The sequence below is a fragment of the Bacillus sp. FSL K6-0255 genome (assembly GCF_045040725.1).
Lineage (GTDB): Bacteria > Bacillota > Bacilli > Bacillales > Bacillaceae > Bacillus > Bacillus subtilis.
On the sequence record NZ_CP150278.1, the window covers coordinates 592,594 to 608,705 of the forward strand.

The 16,112-nt window shown below is 43.1% G+C and carries 17 protein-coding genes and 1 riboswitch; of the genes, 12 read left to right on the forward strand and 5 right to left on the reverse strand.

Features of this window, described 5'->3' with window-relative positions; genetic code table 11:
- The first annotated feature begins 47 nt into the window (after positions 1–47).
- Entirely contained in the window at positions 48–1,310 is a 1,263-nt protein-coding gene (locus tag MHB62_RS03085; protein WP_015715325.1) for a glycoside hydrolase family 18 protein, read from the forward strand.
- Positions 1,311–1,470: 160 nt separating this feature from the next.
- Positions 1,471–2,658: a macrolide family glycosyltransferase gene (locus tag MHB62_RS03090; RefSeq protein ID WP_032722942.1), complete on the forward strand. Its 1,188-nt coding sequence runs from the start codon at positions 1,471–1,473 to the stop codon at positions 2,656–2,658.
- A gap of 38 nt (positions 2,659–2,696) precedes the next feature.
- Here the strand turns inward: MHB62_RS03090 and MHB62_RS03095 are convergent, their stop codons facing one another.
- Positions 2,697–3,407 carry a membrane lipoprotein lipid attachment site-containing protein gene (locus tag MHB62_RS03095; RefSeq protein ID WP_032722943.1) on the reverse strand — a complete coding sequence of 237 codons (711 nt, stop codon included), beginning with the start codon at positions 3,405–3,407 and terminating at the stop codon, positions 2,697–2,699.
- Positions 3,408–3,472: 65 nt separating this feature from the next.
- Positions 3,473–4,861 (reverse strand): alkaline phosphatase PhoB, encoded by a 1,389-nt coding sequence (gene phoB, locus MHB62_RS03100; protein WP_080287651.1) that lies wholly within the window; start codon positions 4,859–4,861, stop codon positions 3,473–3,475.
- 330 nt (positions 4,862–5,191) lie between these two features.
- On the opposite strand from phoB, the gene fra reads away from it, so the two are divergent.
- Positions 5,192–5,563 (forward strand): iron chaperone frataxin, encoded by a 372-nt coding sequence (gene fra / locus MHB62_RS03105; protein WP_003244145.1) that lies wholly within the window; start codon positions 5,192–5,194, stop codon positions 5,561–5,563.
- Between the two features lie 74 nt (positions 5,564–5,637).
- Here fra and MHB62_RS03110 read toward each other — a convergent pair whose 3' ends face one another.
- On the reverse strand, positions 5,638–6,135 hold the full coding sequence (locus tag MHB62_RS03110) for a YdhH/YoaO family protein (RefSeq protein WP_003234115.1): 498 nt from the start codon (positions 6,133–6,135) through the stop codon (positions 5,638–5,640).
- Between the two features lie 17 nt (positions 6,136–6,152).
- Entirely contained in the window at positions 6,153–6,635 is a 483-nt protein-coding gene (locus tag MHB62_RS03115; protein WP_010886425.1) for a GNAT family N-acetyltransferase, read from the reverse strand.
- Between the two features lie 82 nt (positions 6,636–6,717).
- Between MHB62_RS03115 and MHB62_RS03120 the strand changes: the two genes are divergently transcribed.
- Positions 6,718–7,695, forward strand: coding sequence for an HD domain-containing protein (locus tag MHB62_RS03120; RefSeq protein ID WP_019712448.1), 978 nt, complete (start codon positions 6,718–6,720; stop codon positions 7,693–7,695).
- Between the two features lie 141 nt (positions 7,696–7,836).
- The gene (locus tag MHB62_RS03125; RefSeq protein ID WP_080287654.1) at positions 7,837–8,457 is read left to right on the forward strand and encodes a YdhK family protein; all 621 of its coding nucleotides are present in this window, start codon (positions 7,837–7,839) and stop codon (positions 8,455–8,457) included.
- 12 nt (positions 8,458–8,469) lie between these two features.
- Here the strand turns inward: MHB62_RS03125 and pbuE are convergent, their stop codons facing one another.
- Complete coding sequence (gene pbuE, locus MHB62_RS03130) at positions 8,470–9,636, reverse strand: purine transporter PbuE (protein ID WP_003234105.1); 1,167 nt, start codon at positions 9,634–9,636, stop codon at positions 8,470–8,472.
- 55 nt (positions 9,637–9,691) lie between these two features.
- Positions 9,692–9,791: riboswitch (purine riboswitch) on the reverse strand.
- 176 nt (positions 9,792–9,967) lie between these two features.
- Here pbuE and MHB62_RS03135 point away from each other — a divergent pair.
- From MHB62_RS03135 to manA, 7 genes are all read left to right on the forward strand, one after another.
- Positions 9,968–10,279, forward strand: coding sequence for a PTS sugar transporter subunit IIB (locus MHB62_RS03135; RefSeq protein WP_014475989.1), 312 nt, complete (start codon positions 9,968–9,970; stop codon positions 10,277–10,279).
- Complete coding sequence (locus MHB62_RS03140; protein WP_003234101.1) at positions 10,279–10,611, forward strand: PTS lactose/cellobiose transporter subunit IIA; 333 nt, start codon at positions 10,279–10,281, stop codon at positions 10,609–10,611. The genes MHB62_RS03135 and MHB62_RS03140 overlap by 1 nt, the downstream gene beginning before the upstream one ends.
- Positions 10,612–10,629: 18 nt before the next feature.
- Positions 10,630–11,958: a PTS cellobiose transporter subunit IIC gene (gene celB / locus MHB62_RS03145; protein ID WP_015715334.1), complete on the forward strand. Its 1,329-nt coding sequence runs from the start codon at positions 10,630–10,632 to the stop codon at positions 11,956–11,958.
- Between the two features lie 17 nt (positions 11,959–11,975).
- Positions 11,976–13,373 carry a 6-phospho-beta-glucosidase GmuD gene (gene gmuD / locus MHB62_RS03150; RefSeq protein WP_089172468.1) on the forward strand — a complete coding sequence of 466 codons (1,398 nt, stop codon included), beginning with the start codon at positions 11,976–11,978 and terminating at the stop codon, positions 13,371–13,373.
- Between the two features lie 142 nt (positions 13,374–13,515).
- Positions 13,516–14,229 carry a transcriptional regulator GmuR gene (gene gmuR, locus MHB62_RS03155; RefSeq protein WP_003234096.1) on the forward strand — a complete coding sequence of 238 codons (714 nt, stop codon included), beginning with the start codon at positions 13,516–13,518 and terminating at the stop codon, positions 14,227–14,229.
- A gap of 28 nt (positions 14,230–14,257) precedes the next feature.
- Positions 14,258–15,157: a fructokinase GmuE gene (gene gmuE, locus MHB62_RS03160; RefSeq protein ID WP_003234095.1), complete on the forward strand. Its 900-nt coding sequence runs from the start codon at positions 14,258–14,260 to the stop codon at positions 15,155–15,157.
- Positions 15,154–16,101 (forward strand): mannose-6-phosphate isomerase, class I, encoded by a 948-nt coding sequence (gene manA, locus MHB62_RS03165; protein ID WP_032722947.1) that lies wholly within the window; start codon positions 15,154–15,156, stop codon positions 16,099–16,101. Before gmuE ends, manA begins: the two co-directional genes overlap by 4 nt.
- The last annotated feature ends 11 nt before the right edge of the window (positions 16,102–16,112 follow it).

A 16,112-nucleotide genomic window follows, 5' to 3' on the forward strand; every position in this document is an offset into this window, starting at 1 on the left:
TAATAAGATTTTATGATGGTTTGACTAACGAATAATGGGGGTTAAACATGTTTATCCATATCGTCGGGCCTGGTGATTCTTTGTTTTCGATAGGCAGAAGATACGGTGCTTCTGTTGATCAAATACGGGGTGTGAATGGTTTAGATGAAACGAATATCGTGCCGGGGCAGGCTCTGCTTATCCCTCTTTATGTATATACAGTCCAGCCGGGAGATACGCTTACCGCCATTGCAGCTAAAGCGTTTGTGCCATTAGAGCGACTGCGAGCGGCCAATCCGGGCATCAGCCCAAATGCTTTACAAGCGGGAGCAAAAATAACGATTCCTTCGATCTCAAATTACATTGCGGGAACATTGAGTTTTTATGTGCTCCGTAACCCAGACCTCGATCGGGAATTAATCAATGATTATGCGCCATACTCGTCTTCGATTTCGATTTTCGAATACCATATTGCACCGAACGGCGACATTGCAAACCAATTGAATGATGCGGCCGCTATTGAGACAACTTGGCAAAGGCGAGTCACGCCGCTGGCAACAATAACGAACCTTACATCAGGAGGCTTCAGTACGGAGATTGTTCACCAAGTGCTAAACAATCCGACAGCGAGAACCAATCTGGTCAACAACATTTATGACTTAGTTTCCACAAGGGGATATGGCGGTGTCACAATCGATTTTGAGCAGGTGAGCGCCGCGGATCGCGATCTTTTCACTGGGTTTTTACGCCAGCTGAGAGATCGACTTCAGGCGGGAGGGTATGTGCTGACGATAGCTGTTCCTGCAAAAACAAGTGATAATATTCCATGGCTGAGGGGCTACGATTACGGGGGGATAGGAGCGGTTGTCAATTATATGTTTATCATGGCTTATGATTGGCATCATGCCGGAAGTGAGCCGGGTCCTGTAGCGCCGATTACTGAAATAAGGAGAACCATTGAGTTTACGATTGCGCAGGTGCCGAGCAGAAAAATCATTATCGGAGTCCCGCTCTACGGGTACGACTGGATCATCCCGTACCAGCCGGGCACAGTTGCTTCAGCGATTTCAAATCAAAACGCAATCGAAAGAGCGATGAGGTACCAAGCCCCGATACAATATTCAGCCGAATATCAATCACCGTTTTTCCGGTACAGTGATCAGCAGGGGCGGACGCATGAGGTATGGTTTGAGGATGTCAGGAGCATGAGCCGGAAGATGCAGATCGTCCGCGAATACAGATTGCAGGCTATTGGCGCTTGGCAGTTAACGCTGGGCTTTACACCGGGCCCATGGCTACTGCGGAAATTTTTTACGATCAGAAAAGTGTAAAAAAAGACACCAGAGCTTGGGTGTCTTTTTTTTGATTAAGTCCAGAGCAGCAGAATAGTTCATTCATTTGTACCTTGCATGGGTTGTGTTCCCATTTTACGATTAGTAGTAGTCTGATCAAACAAAGAGTCAGAATACGATTTGAGAAGGAGTTGTCTACATGAAGACAGTATTGATTTTGAATTTTCCTGCGGAAGGCCATGTGAATCCTACCTTAGGCATTACAAAAGCGTTTTCCGATAAGGGATATGATGTCCATTATATATCCACTGAAAAATATAAAAAACGATTAGAAGCAGCGGGAGCAACGGTCCATCTTCACCAGGATCTGCTGCGAACAACACCTATTCATGTCGGTTCGCCCAATGGCATTCTTGATTTCGTGAAAATCCATATCAAAACGTCATTGGACATTTTACAGATTGTCAAAGACTTATCTAAGAGCATTCAATTTGATTTTGTTTATTATGATAAATTCGGCGCGGGGGAATTGGTAAGGGATTACTTAGATATTCCAGGGGTCTCTTCATCGGCGTCTTTCTTGTTTGGCGAGGAGCACCTGAAAATCCTGCCGCTGCATCCGGAGTCTGGAGCGCCGCTTGAATTGGATCAAGAGTGCGAAGATCTTTTGGCAAAAATGAAAGAAACGTACGGTGTTGCCCCGAAAAACCTGGTTCAATTCATGAACAATAAAGGGGAATTGAACGTAGTGTATACAAGCCGTTATTTTCAGCCAGAAAGTGATCGTTTCGGGGATGAATGTCTGTTTATCGGGCCAAGCTTTCCAAAGAGAGCGGAAAAAACGGATTTCCCGATTGAACAGCTAAAAGATGAGAGTGTCATTTATATTTCAATGGGGACTGTACTGGATCATACAGAGGATTTCTTCAACCTTTGTATTGATGCATTTTCAGGCTTTAACGGAAAAGTCGTCATCGCTGCCGGAGAAAAAGCGGACCTGACCAAATTAAAGCAGGCGCCGGAAAACTTTATCATTGCTCCGTATGTCCCTCAGCTGGAAGTGCTGGAGCAATCGGATGTTTTCATTACACACGGCGGAATGAACAGCGTAAACGAAGGCATTCATTTCAGCGTGCCACTGGTTGTCATGCCTCATGACAAGGATCAGCCGATGGTGGCGCAGCGTCTCTCTGAACTCCATGCAGGCTATGTCATCTCTAAAGATGAAGTCAATGCCCAAATATTAAAACAGGCCGTAGATGAGGTTTTGCGCAACGATCAGTATACGGCAGGCATTAAAAAAATCAATCAAAGCTTCAAAGAATGTATGGACATGGAAGAAGTGATGGAGCGGATTGATGAGTTGATTCGCCAAAAAAACAAATAAGAAAAAGAACTCCCGTACCTTGTACGGGAGTTCTTGATTTAAAACTTGATTTTGATTTTTTGAGCATCACTGATTTTCTTATGGTTATGGTCAAAGACGTCACTTGTCGTGATTTCGATCCACTTGATCTCTTTTGTTTTCTTCTCAGCATCCGCGGCCTTATCATGAGCATGGCGGCTTGATGCGTTCACAATAAAGCCGAGATTTCCAGACTTTTCGGCGCCGCCTTCCAATTCGCCGTTTAACTCTTCAAGATAAATATCTTTGTTCCAATCAAAGGTTTCGCCCGTATTTGTTTTCATCAATGCAATCGGCGCAACATTTACTTTTTTTGAAGAGGTGTTCTTGATATCAACGAAAACCTTAACGAAATCAAACTCTTCATCGTGTGTTAACTCATGAAAGTAATCAATCATGCTGTAGTCCGGGCGCAAGTGGATCAGCTTCATTTCTTTTACTGTTAACTCCACGTCGCCAATCTTATAGGTTTTGTTCACTTGTTTGATATCTTTTAAGACAGCTTTTCCTTTATCATCTGAAAACGTTTGGCCGACCTTAAGCAATGACCGGTCATCAGTTACCTGGGAATTAGGCTGATAATTATCTGTGCTGTCCTTCTGGGATGAAGTGCTTTGCGGCTCAGCTTTTACTGTTTTCTCCCCGCCTGCATGCTGTTTTTCAGTACTGGCGTTTGATGAGCAGCCCGCAAGCATGATAGCAAAAACGAAAATTGAAAGAATTCTTCTCATGATGATTCCTCCATTAAAAAGAGATCCCGTTACTTCATACAAGCAACGGGACACCTTGTAATCTTTTACTTATCGTTAATCTTAATGTTGTATTGTAAAGCCTTGAAGACATTTTTGGCGATTTCTGTATTGTCGATTTGGCCGGCAAATGTCTCACTAGACGGACCGTATGCATAGACGGGAACATCTTCACCGGTATGTCCGCCTGTTGTCCATCCAGTGTGAGAGCGTTTATTAAAGATGTTCTCGATTGCGTTATCGATATCCAGTACTTCCTTCGATTTTGCCGCTTCTTCAACAGATTGAATTTCGGCTTTTGTTAAAGCCAATTTCTTTTGATCGATATATGTTTTCAAAGTTTTTTCAACATCCGCGCCGTCAGAGATCTTTTCTGCCATAAAGTCAGGTGTGCGCTTTGCGGCTTTAATGGGTTCACTGAACCAGTTGTAGATGCCGTCCGCACCGATGGAATATCCGCCGGTTGAGTGGTCAGCCGTTGCGACAACCAATGTGTGCTTGTCTTTTTTAGCGAAATCAATAGCCGCCTTATAAGCTTGTTCGAAGTCTTCCATCTCGCTCATGGCACCGACGATATCATTGTCATGGCCCGCCCAGTCAATCTGGCTGCCTTCCACCATGAGGAAGAATCCGTCTTTATCCTTGTTTAATTTTTTAATGGCTGTGTTTGTCATATCTTTAAGTGATGGAATATCCTTCGTCCGGTCAATCTTTTTAGGCAGGCCGCCGTCAGCGAATAGGCCGAGAACTTGGCTGTCTTTATTTTTCAGCATGTCCTTGCGATCATCCACGTAGCTGTACCCCGCTTTTTTGAATTCCTTGATCAAATTACGGTCCTTACGGTCAAAATTGCTCTTTCCTCCGCCTAAAAGGACATCAATTTTGTGCTTGCCGTTGACCATCTCATCAAAATAATCATCCGCAATTGAGTTCATATTTTTTCGGCTATGGTCGTGTGAACCAAAAGAGGCCGGAGTGGCGTGTGTAATTTCTGAAGTGGCCACAAGTCCTGTTGCTTTTCCTTTTTCCTTCGCAGCTTCAAGCACCGTTTTGGCTTCTGACCCGTCGTTATCAACGGCTATGGCATTATTGTATGTTTTAATTCCCGCAGACATAGCCGTTGCCGCCGCTGCAGAATCCGTTACATTTTGTTCAGGATCATCGGGATAAGTTGTTTGCTGGCCGACAAGATACTGATCAAAAGCCGTAGGCTCCACAACTTTTGTCTTTTTATTATCCTTTAAGTATCGATAAGCGGACGTATAAGACACACCCATACCATCACCAATCAGAACAATAACATTCTTAATTTCGTCTTGGTTTCCCTTTTTCTTTTCCTGGGCGCTGGCATCAGGCACACTGCCGCTGGCTAAGCTGCTGAACGCAATTGATGATAAAACCGCGATAGGCAGTAATTTCTTCGGGAATTTTTTCAACTGGATAACCTCCTAAATATAGATGAATCTCAATGACAACCCAATTATATTTTTAAACTGTTAAGCTAGTATTAATCGATTTTAAAGATTGGATTTACAAGAATAATGAACTGCTATCAAAAGAAGGAAAGAGTGATAGTACTAAAGAAATAAATTAGAGGAATAGATACTGGCCGTGGATAGGCGGACTGAAATCTGCTATAGTCGCATAGAAGCAACCCGCTTACATCTTGAACAATTTAAAGTATTACGTTGGAAAGAGGTATTGTGTAAGCACATGTCTGAGCAGTTCATATGGAGTGGCATCATTTTATTTTAGGAGGGAACAACATGGACGTTTTTTCTGAGTACTTAGCGGGGATTGCTGACCCGTTCCACCGAGAAAGAACGGAAGAGGTGTTAACTTGGATAAAAAATAAATATCCAAATTTACATACAGAAATAAAATGGAATCAGCCGATGTTTACAGATCACGGTACATTTATTATTGGCTTTAGTGTTTCTAAAAAGCATTTAGCTGTCGCTCCTGAAAAAGTAACGATAGCGCACGTAGAGGATGATATTGTGAAGGCCGGATATGATTACACCGAGCAGCTGATACGTATCCCTTGGAACGGTCCAGTTGATTATACGCTACTTGAGAAAATGATTGAGTTTAATATTCTGGACAAGGCGGACTGCTCCACTTTTTGGCGGAAATGAAGAAAAAGGCATAACATATGAGCTGTATAAAATATGTTACGCCTTTTCATTTGTCTATTTTTCGTTTTGATCATCTATTGCTGCTTTTCATCAAACAAGGTCTTTTCATTGAGCGTAAGCTGACTCGCAGAATAATGATTACCTTGTTTCCATTTCACTTCAATCGTAATATCATGGCCTTCAAGCTCATGTTCATCTAACCGCTCTAAAAAAGAAACGGACTTTTCTTTTGCGCTTCCATCAGAAAAAGTGCCTCCAGCATAATCATGCATCGGGATTTCCGTGTCAGAACTCAGCAGAACTTCATCATCCTTTTTTACAATCAGTGATTCCAGATAAGTGTTGTCTATTTCAATTGTATCACCGATCCAATAAAGTTTGCCGCTGTATTCATTCGGTGCATCTTCATTTTTTGTGAAAACAGCTTCCCAATTCTGATCTTTGCTTTCTCCCTGCCAATTCGGATACTCCAAACGAACATGATGAATCAGGTGATAGGAAAAAAAGATCAAGCAGAAAGCGATTAATAGGAATGCCGTGAAAATGAGAGGGTATTTATAATGACTGGACATAAAAGACTCCTATTCGTTTAATCAATTACCTTCGAAAATAGAATTTCATCCCGAATCAAAATGCCGTTTTCAGCCACCTCGGGAATCTCCGGCTTGAGTCGGCGCGCTTTTTCAACTGCGTTCGGAAACACTGCGGCGAATTGATAGCCTCTCTTTTGATAAAACGCTATCGCATTTACATTATCATTCGTTGTGATAAGCTTTATTCGTTGACAATGTGCATGTTTAGCCTTCTCTTCAACCTGCTGAAGTAAAGCTGTGCCGATTCCTTTATTTTCAATCATACTATCTAATGAAATAATTTCACAATCTTTCCCATCTATTGTGTATGTAATACAGCCAATGATTTCGCCGCTTTCATTTACTGCGGCAAATCCATCTAATTCATCACACCGAAAAATGCCGCTGGAAATCGCCATCTCGGGTGTACCCCAATGCTTGGCAAAAAAATCGGTCAACATATGTTTCGCTATCTCATTGTTTGGGATGATGATCATCATAACACTCCTCTATTGAAAGATTGCATATGTACTATCAATATAAACAATATATAACAAAAAAAATAGATGTTGAGGTGACGGCATGGAAATCAGCGATATCATTTACGGGCAGCACCATATAGACGGAGTGCTGGAAGAGCTTATCAAAAGCGCTCCTGTGCAAAGATTAAAAGGAATCTATCAAGGCGGAGCAAGCTTTTTAGTCAATCGAAAGTGGAATGTGACCAGGTATGAGCACTCCATCGGCGTGATGCTCCTCATCAAAAAGCTCGGAGGAACGATAGAAGAACAGATTGCGGGTCTGCTCCACGACGTATCACACACAGCTTTTTCTCATGTGGTCGACGTTGTCTTTGAAAATCAAGCAGAAGACTATCATGAAAACATCTTTCAACAAGTCATTGTTCACTCTGAAATCCCGGACATTTTACAAAAACACGGCTATCATACTGAAGAACTTTTATCTGACGATTCAAGGTGGACATTGCTCGAACAGCCCGCACCGGAGCTGTGTGCTGATCGGACAGACTATACGCTGCGTGATATGTACCGATATGGACACATTAACCTGCACGAAGCGCAAACCTTTTTGGATCATCTTATTGTGAGAAACGGAAGGATGTTTCCTGATAGTATTGAAGCCGCCGAATGGTTTGTCAGTGTGTACTACAAGGAAGTAATTGATTTCTTTTTGAATCCTGTGAATGTATATGGATATGAATATTTAGCGCGAGCATTGAAGGCAGCGCTGCGGCATGATGTCATATCTGCAGAGGATCTGCTGAAAACGGACCAAGAGGTACTGAACATCCTGCGTGCATCAAAAAATGAAGAAGTCCTGAGCTTGCTTACATCCATTCATCCCGGCATACAAGTAATAGAGGATGACATCCAGTACGATTTCCATCAAAAGAAGAAAATGCGCCTAATCGATCCATCCATTTTTCTTGATGACAAATGGATCAAATCCTCAGATGTTTCTGAAAAGGTGAGAAAAATGGGTGAGGCCGCTTATCAAAAAGCAAAAAAAGGTGTGTATATAAAAATCTTAAATCAGTAATTGCCGCCTGACAGCGGCTTTTTTTATGTTTGGCTTTGCAAACAAAGGGGAATAGGACAAACTGCGGGAACGCATTATGAGAATATCAGCGTATTTACATACCATTCGGGGGTATAGTATTATCGAGAGGGCATGTTTTCATTGTCTGCGGGCAAAAGTTACAGGAAAAAAATGAAGCAAAGGAGAATGAACATGAAAATCTCTAAAAATGCACTGGGAATTCTGATGTTATCTCTAGTTTTTGTTTTATCAGCATGCGGCAATAACAACAGTACGAAAGAAAGCACACATGACAATCATTCAGACTCCTCAACACATGAAGAGATGGACCATTCCGGATCAGCTGACGTTCCAGAGGGATTACAGGAATCTAAAAATCCGAAATACAAAGTAGGCAGCCAGGTAATCATCAATACTTCCCATATGAAAGGCATGAAAGGTGCTGAAGCTACGGTAACAGGCGCCTATGATACAACGGCGTATGTTGTTTCTTATACTCCGACTAATGGGGGACAGCGTGTGGATCAACACAAATGGGTGATCCAAGAAGAAATCAAAGATGCTGGAGATAAAACATTACAACCCGGAGATCAGGTGATTTTAGAGGCTTCTCATATGAAAGGTATGAAAGGAGCAACAGCCGAGATCGACTCCGCGGAAAAAACAACTGTATACATGGTTGACTATACATCGACAACGAGCGGCGAAAAAGTGAAAAACCACAAATGGGTCACCGAAGATGAGCTTTCAGCTAAATCATAAAAAATCCTCCTTTTACAAGGAGGATTTTTTTGCTGTTTGAACAGGTCTTGTTAAAGAAATGAAAGCAAACAGGACAGCGATGATCACAATCGATCCGCCGCACCATGCCGTTGACACCACAGTACCCGTCTGATCCAAAACAACACCGCCAATGGCTGAGCCAAGGGCAATTCCGACTTGGAGGGCCGATGTGTTAAAGCTTTGCTGAATGTCAGACGAATCAGGTGCAATTTCAATTAAATAGCTTTGCTGAGCCGGGGCAAGGCTCCAGCTCAGAAGACCCCAAATCACCATGACAGGCAAAAAGAAAATCATAGACGATGTAGACAGCGGCAGTAAGAACATAATGATGGCAAAGGAACCGGTCACCAGCAAAATGCTCTTAAAGGAACCAAGCCGGTCAGATAGCGCTCCTCCGAAAGGGCCTCCGCATACAGCAGATATCCCGAAAAGGAAATAACAAATGCTGACCCAGAAAGAGCTCAGGTGAAGAGTCTCTTCTAAAAACGGCGCAAAGTAAGCGTAAAGCGTGTAGTGGCCAGCTAATGTAAACATCGTGACGAGGTGTGAACTCGCGATTTTCAGATTACCGATCGTCTTGAGTTGTTCCCGGAAAGGAATCATTTTCTCCGCCGGTATTCTTTCAAAGAAGATTGAAATAATCAGCATGGAGATCAGTGCCAACAGGCCGATGCCAAGGAACAAAATCCGCCACCCGAAGGAATCGCTGATTAAGATTCCGAGCGGCACGCCTAATGCGATAGCAGAGCTGAAACCCATAAAAATAATTCCGATTGCGCGGGCTCTGTATTCAGGCGCTACAATTTTCGGGGCAATTGTTAAAGAAAGCACAACAATCAGCCCTGTACTCATTGCTGCCAATACCCTAGATACCATCAGTGTTGCGAAATTAGGGCTGAAATAGGCGACAAGATTGCTAAGGAAGAAAACAAATAAAGCAATTAGATATAAGCGCTTCCGCTCAATCTTCGCAGTCAATGCCAAAAGCAGCGGCCCAGATACTGCATATCCCAGCGCAAACACACTGATCAGCTGTCCGGCTGAAACAATGGAAATGTCTAAATCATTTGCGATCTGAGGAAGAATTCCTCCCACAATTAACTCAACCAATCCGACTGCAATCGTAGAAGCTGCAAGCAGGAAAACTTTGAAATTCATAACAAACTCCTTTACTTAAATGTTTTGATAAATAAAAAAAATCCTGATTACAAAAAATGTCATAAACAAATTTTGTAATCAGGATTTTACGGTTCCTGGTAGACACCCTCAAACCATATTATTGAGGTTATACAAGTGATAATAGCTATTTAATTGATTCGTTTCCGTTGATGAGTGTACCACATTATGAATGAATCTTCCATAGAAAAATTTACAAAGTAATGAACCGGACAAGTATATGATTATATTTATTTTATAAAAGTATAGACATTTAAAAATAAATGACTATAATAATCTATGTAAGCGTTTTAATAACAAGGGGGGATAGCAGTTGAAAAAAATATTACTCGCGTGCAGTTCAGGAATGTCTACCAGTTTATTGGTGACAAAAATGAAGGAATACGCACAGTCTATCGGTGAGGAAGCGGAGATTTGGGCTGTTGGCCAGGATAAAGCAAAAGAAGACATGAGAAAAGCGGATGCCGTTTTGATCGGTCCGCAAATGAGCTTTCTGAAAAGCGAACTCCAAAAAGAAGCGGATCAATACAACATTCGGGTTGAAGTCATTGACATGATGGCCTACGGAATGGCAGATGGGAAAAAAGCGTATGAGCAGGCATTGTCCTTAATGGTGAATCAATAATGGAACAGATGAAAATCACGAATTTAACAGACGAGCAAATCAGTTTTCAGCTAATCCTGCACAGCGGAAATGCCCGAAGCTGCATCATACAATCACTGCGCGCCTACAAAGAAGGGAACAAGGACGAGGCTGATGCCCTCATTGCCAAGGCTGAGCATGATTTATCCGCGGCCCATGACATTCACTTTCAAATGATACAGAAGGAATCCGGCGGAGAAGCAACAGCTTTTTCATTGCTGCTTATGCATGCAGAGGATCATCTGATGTCAACATTATCCATGAAAGAATTAGTGAAAGAGATGCTTGATCTCTTTAAAACCAAGAATCTATAAATAATCGGGGTGGATAGGGTGTTCGAGAAAATCAGCCAATTCCTTGTTCCAATTGCAGGGAGGTTAAACAATAACCGCTATTTGCAAGTGCTGCGTGATGCATTTATGCTGGCTTTCCCGCTGACGATATTCGGGTCCATTTTTGTCGTGTTAACGAATTTGCCGTTTCTAAACAAAATCATGAACGCCTCAATGCTTACGTCGTTTCAGTCTCATTTCGGCATTGCCTCCACGGCGACAATGGGCATTATGTCTGTCTTTGTTGTGTTCGGGATAGGCTATTACCTATCGAAAAGCTATCAGGTCGAAGCTGTATTTGGCGGAGCGATCGCTTTGGTCTCCTTTTTGCTCTTAACGCCATTTATCGTTCAGCCGGAAACAGGTGATGCCATTACAGGGGTTATCCCGGTCGATCGTCTCGGTGCAAAAGGGATGTTTCTTGGGATGATTACGGCATTTCTTTCTGGTGAAATTTACAGAAGAATCGTTCAAAAAAACCTGACAATCAAAATGCCAGCCGGCGTTCCGCCTGCTGTAGCAAAATCATTCGCCGCACTTATTCCGGCTTTTATCACATTGACCGTATTTTTGCTGATTAACGTAATGGTGACTCTGTTTTTTAAAACAAATATGCACGACGTCATTTATCACGCAATTCAGGCTCCGCTTGTCGGACTTGGAAGCGGTATCATTCCAACGCTTATTGCCGTGTTTTTTATTCAAATTCTTTGGTTTTTCGGACTGCATGGACAGATCATTATCAACTCCGTAATGGACCCGATTTGGAATACACTGCAGGTAGAAAACCTTTCTGCTTACACGGCGGGAAAAGAAATCCCTCATATTATTTCAAAACCGTTTATGGAGATTTATACAGTAGGGATGGGCGGAACAGGGATGACGCTTGCGATTGTGTTTACCATTCTCATATTCATGAAAAGCAGGCAGATGAAGCAAGTATCAAAACTTGGCCTCGCTCCCGGTATTTTTAACGTAAACGAACCGATTATCTTCGGGCTTCCGATTGTCATGAATCCGATCATTATTGTGCCTTGGGTGCTGGCACCGATGGTTGTTACGCTCGTCACCTATCTGGCTATGTCAGCCGGGCTCGTTCCGCCTCCGACTGGTGTGACGGTGCCGTGGACGGTTCCATTATTCATTAATGGCATCATGGCGACGAACTCAATCATGGGGGGCGTGATGCAGCTTATCAATCTGCTGATTGTCTTCGTGATCTGGTTTCCATTCCTAAAAGCAATGGATAAATTAAATCTGGCAAAAGAAAAAGAACAGGCTGTGCAGGAAACAGCTGCTCAGCAAAATGATAACAGCATAAAAATGTGACATAAGGGGAGAGAGACTTGGCACAAACAGAACAATATCGTTTTCCAAAGGATTTTTGGTGGGGATCATCGGCTTCAGCAACACAAACGGAGGGTGCCGCCGACAGAGACGGAAAAGGCCAGAATATATGGGATTATTGGTTTGAAAAAGAACCGCATCGTTTTTTTGATCATGTCGGCCCCGCAGACACATCCCAATTTTACGACAACTATAAAGAAGATATCAGGCTGATGAAGGAGCTTGGCCACAACTCGTTCCGGATGTCGATTTCCTGGTCACGTTTAATACCAAACGGAACGGGCGAGATCAACGATAAAGCCGCAAATTTCTATAACAATGTCATTGATGAGTTGATCGCTAACGGAATTGAACCTTTTGTCAATTTGTTTCATTTCGATATGCCGATGGCGCTTCAAAAAATCGGTGGCTGGGTCAACAGAGAGACGGTTGACGCGTATGAAAACTATGCAAGAACTTGCTTCCGTTTGTTTGGCGGCCGGGTGAAAAAATGGTTCACGCATAATGAACCAATCGTTCCCGTAGAAGGCGGATACCTATATGATTTTCATTATCCAAACAAGGTCGATTTTAAAGAGGCCGTCCAGGTTGGATTTCATACGATGCTATCAAGTGCCCGTGCCATTCAGGCTTACAGGGAGATGAAGCAGGACGGAAAAATCGGTATCATCTTAAATTTGACCCCTTCATACCCGAGAAGCAGCCATCCGGCGGATGTGAAAGCCGGGGAAATCGCAGACGCGTTTTTTAACAGATCTTTTTTAGACCCATCTGTCAAAGGCGAATTTCCCAAAGAGCTGGTTGACATTTTGAAGCATGAAGGCTTTATGCCAGATTACAACGCTGAAGATCTTGACATCATCAAAAAGAACACGGTTGACCTGTTGGGAGTGAATTATTACCAGCCGAGACGTGTGAAAGCGAAAGAACATCTTCCGAATCCCGACGCTCCTTTTTTGCCGGACAGGTATTTTGATCCCTACGTCATGCCGGGCCGCAAAATGAATCCGCATCGCGGCTGGGAGATCTATGAAAAAGGCGTTTATGATATTTTGATCAATTTAAAAGAAAACTACGGCAACATCGAGTGTTTTATCTCTGAAAACGGCATGGGGGTTGAAGGTGAAGAGCGATTCAGGGATGAACAAGGCATCATTCAGGATGATTACCGGATTGAATTTATAAAAGAGCACCTCAAATGGATTCACCGCGCCATACAGGAAGGCTCGAACGTAAAAGGCTATCACTTATGGACGTTCATGGACAACTGGTCTTGGACAAATGCCTATAAAAACCGATACGGATTTGTATCAGTCAATCTTGAGAAAGACGGAGAAAGAACCGTCAAAAAGAGCGGAAAATGGTTCAAAGAGGTTGCTGAGCATAGCGGTTTCTAGATTTTCCTAAAGGTCAAGATCTTCCGGCAATCATCATAACGAATAGAGATGACGAAAATCCGCAACATTGATGAAATAGGGAAAAGAACTTATGATATCCGTAAAAGCTTATGTGATATCAAACAGCTGCCGGAGGATACCAATGAATAAATACGAAATCATTGCAAATGAAATGAGAAATAGAATTAAAAATAACGTATATCCGATCGATCAGCCCATTCCTGATGAAGTATCTCTTGCAAAAGAATTTAACTCAAGCCGCATGACGATGAAGAGAGCCTTGGATAATTTAGTTGCCGAGGGTCTGCTGTTTAGAAAACGAGGCCATGGCACGTTTATTATTCAATCTGCAATACAGGATGACCATGTCCATGTAGTCAGCAATGAGATTCTCGGATTGACCAACTTGCTGAAAGATAAAAAAATCAAAAGCAAGGTCATTCAGTTTGAAGTGCAATTTCCCACTGAGGAAGTGGCCGCCCATTTGTCTATTGATCAGAAAACACCGGTTTATTATGTCGTTCGGCTGCGAATTGTAGAAGGTGAACCCTATGTATTAGAAAAAACATATATGCCGACTCATTTAATACCGGGCATTAATGACGATGTCCTTCATGATTCGATCTACAATCATATTACAAATGTGCTGCAGCTCAAAATCGCCGGAACGCATCGGAAAATCAGAGCCTGCAAATCTGATCATATTGACCAGCAGCATCTGGGCTGTAAACAGGATGATCCAATTCTTGAAGTGGAACATGTGGGCTTCTTAGATACCGGGATTCCATTTGAATATTCCTTTTCACGTCATCGGCATGACAAGTTTGTTGTGACTTCTGTAAACATACGGCGCTGATTGCGGAGACAACAAGGAGGCCATCTGCATGCTTGGCGGTATTGAAGCAGGCGGCACAAAGTTTGTTTGTGCTGTCGGTAGAGAAGATGGAACGATCATTGACAGGATAGAATTCCCCACAAAGATGCCGGATGAAACGATAGAGAAAGTAATTCAATATTTTAGCCAATTTTCATTACAGGCAATCGGCATCGGCTCCTTTGGTCCCGTTGATAACGATAAAACCAGTCAAACATACGGTACCATTACGGCCACGCCGAAAGCGGGCTGGAGACACTATCCCTTTTTGCAAACCGTTAAGAACGAAATGAAGATCCCAGTCGGATTTAGTACAGATGTCAACGCTGCGGCGCTGGGTGAATTCCTTTTCGGTGAAGCGAAGGGTCTTGACAGCTGCCTGTATATAACGATTGGCACTGGCATCGGAGCGGGGGCTATTGTAGAGGGGAGGCTCCTTCAGGGGCTGTCACACCCAGAGATGGGCCATATTTATATCCGGAGGCACCCGGATGACGTATACCAAGGGAAGTGCCCTTATCATGGAGATTGCTTTGAAGGCTTAGCTTCAGGCCCCGCTATCGAAGCCCGCTGGGGGAAAAAAGCCGCGGATTTATCAGATATAGCACAAGTCTGGGAACTGGAAGGGTACTATATTGCCCAAGCACTGGCTCAGTATATTTTGATCCTTGCACCTAAAAAAATCATTCTTGGCGGCGGCGTCATGCAACAGAAACAAGTGTTTTCTTATATCTATCAATATGTACCAAAAATCATGAACAGCTACTTAGATTTTTCTGAATTATCAGATGATATAAGTGATTATATTGTACCTCCACGTTTAGGCAGTAACGCCGGAATCATCGGCACGCTAGTTTTGGCGCATCAGGCCTTACAAGCAGAGGCAGCATCCGGGGAGGTGCGATCATGACGCATCCTTTATTTTTAGAGCCTGTCTTTAAAGAAAGACTATGGGGAGGGACGAAGCTTCGTGACGCTTTTGGCTACGCAATACCCTCACAAAAAACAGGTGAGTGCTGGGCCGTTTCTGCACATGCCAATGGCCCGTCGGCTGTAAAAAATGGCCCGCTGGCAGGAAAGACACTTGATCAAGTATGGCAAGATCATCCAGAGATTTTCGGTTTTCCGGATAGGAAGGTATTTCCGCTGCTGGTAAAGCTGCTGGACGCCAATATGGATCTCTCCGTGCAAGTCCATCCTGATGATGATTATGCAAAACTGCACGAAAATGGCGACCTTGGTAAAACGGAGTGCTGGTATATCATTGATTGCAAAGATGACGCCGAACTGATTTTGGGACATCATGCAAGCACAAAGGAAGAGTTCAAACAACGAATAGAAAGCGGTGATTGGAACGGGCTGCTGAGGCGAATCAAAATCAAGCCCGGAGATTTCTTTTATGTGCCAAGCGGTACACTCCATGCTTTATGTGAGGGAACCCTTGTCCTTGAAATCCAGCAAAACTCTGATACAACGTATCGCGTATACGATTATGACCGCTGTAATGACCAGGGCCAAAAAAGAACTCTTCATATAGAAAAAGCCATGGAAGTCATAACGATACCGCATATCGATAAAGTGCATACACCGGAAGTGAAAGAAGTTGGTAACGCCGAGATCACTGTTTATGTGCAATCAGATTATTTCTCAGTGTACAAATGGAAGATTAGCGGCCGAGCTGCTTTTCCTTCATATCAAACCTATTTGCTGGGGAGTGTTCTGAGCGGATCAGGACGAATCATAAATAATGGTAGTCAGTATGAATGCAATGCAGGCTCACACTTTGTCTTGCCTGCGCATTTTGGCGAGTTTTCAATAGAAGGAACATGTGAATTCATGATATCTCATCCTTAATGAATGGGGGA

Coding starts and splice junctions, on each gene's coding strand:
- MHB62_RS03085 (WP_015715325.1), top strand. CDS start 48: ATGTTTATCCATATCGTCGGGCCTGGTGATTCTTTGTTTTCGATAGGC.
- fra (WP_003244145.1), top strand. CDS start 5,192: ATGGACGTTTTTTCTGAGTACTTAGCGGGGATTGCTGACCCGTTCCAC.
- MHB62_RS03140 (WP_003234101.1), top strand. CDS start 10,279: ATGGAACAGATGAAAATCACGAATTTAACAGACGAGCAAATCAGTTTT.
- manA (WP_032722947.1), top strand. CDS start 15,154: ATGACGCATCCTTTATTTTTAGAGCCTGTCTTTAAAGAAAGACTATGG.
- MHB62_RS03115 (WP_010886425.1), bottom strand. CDS start 6,635: ATGATGATCATCATCCCAAACAATGAGATAGCGAAACATATGTTGACC.
- MHB62_RS03110 (WP_003234115.1), bottom strand. CDS start 6,135: ATGTCCAGTCATTATAAATACCCTCTCATTTTCACGGCATTCCTATTA.
- MHB62_RS03090 (WP_032722942.1), top strand. CDS start 1,471: ATGAAGACAGTATTGATTTTGAATTTTCCTGCGGAAGGCCATGTGAAT.
- MHB62_RS03095 (WP_032722943.1), bottom strand. CDS start 3,407: ATGAGAAGAATTCTTTCAATTTTCGTTTTTGCTATCATGCTTGCGGGC.
- gmuE (WP_003234095.1), top strand. CDS start 14,258: ATGCTTGGCGGTATTGAAGCAGGCGGCACAAAGTTTGTTTGTGCTGTC.
- pbuE (WP_003234105.1), bottom strand. CDS start 9,636: ATGAATTTCAAAGTTTTCCTGCTTGCAGCTTCTACGATTGCAGTCGGA.
- MHB62_RS03120 (WP_019712448.1), top strand. CDS start 6,718: ATGGAAATCAGCGATATCATTTACGGGCAGCACCATATAGACGGAGTG.
- gmuR (WP_003234096.1), top strand. CDS start 13,516: ATGAATAAATACGAAATCATTGCAAATGAAATGAGAAATAGAATTAAA.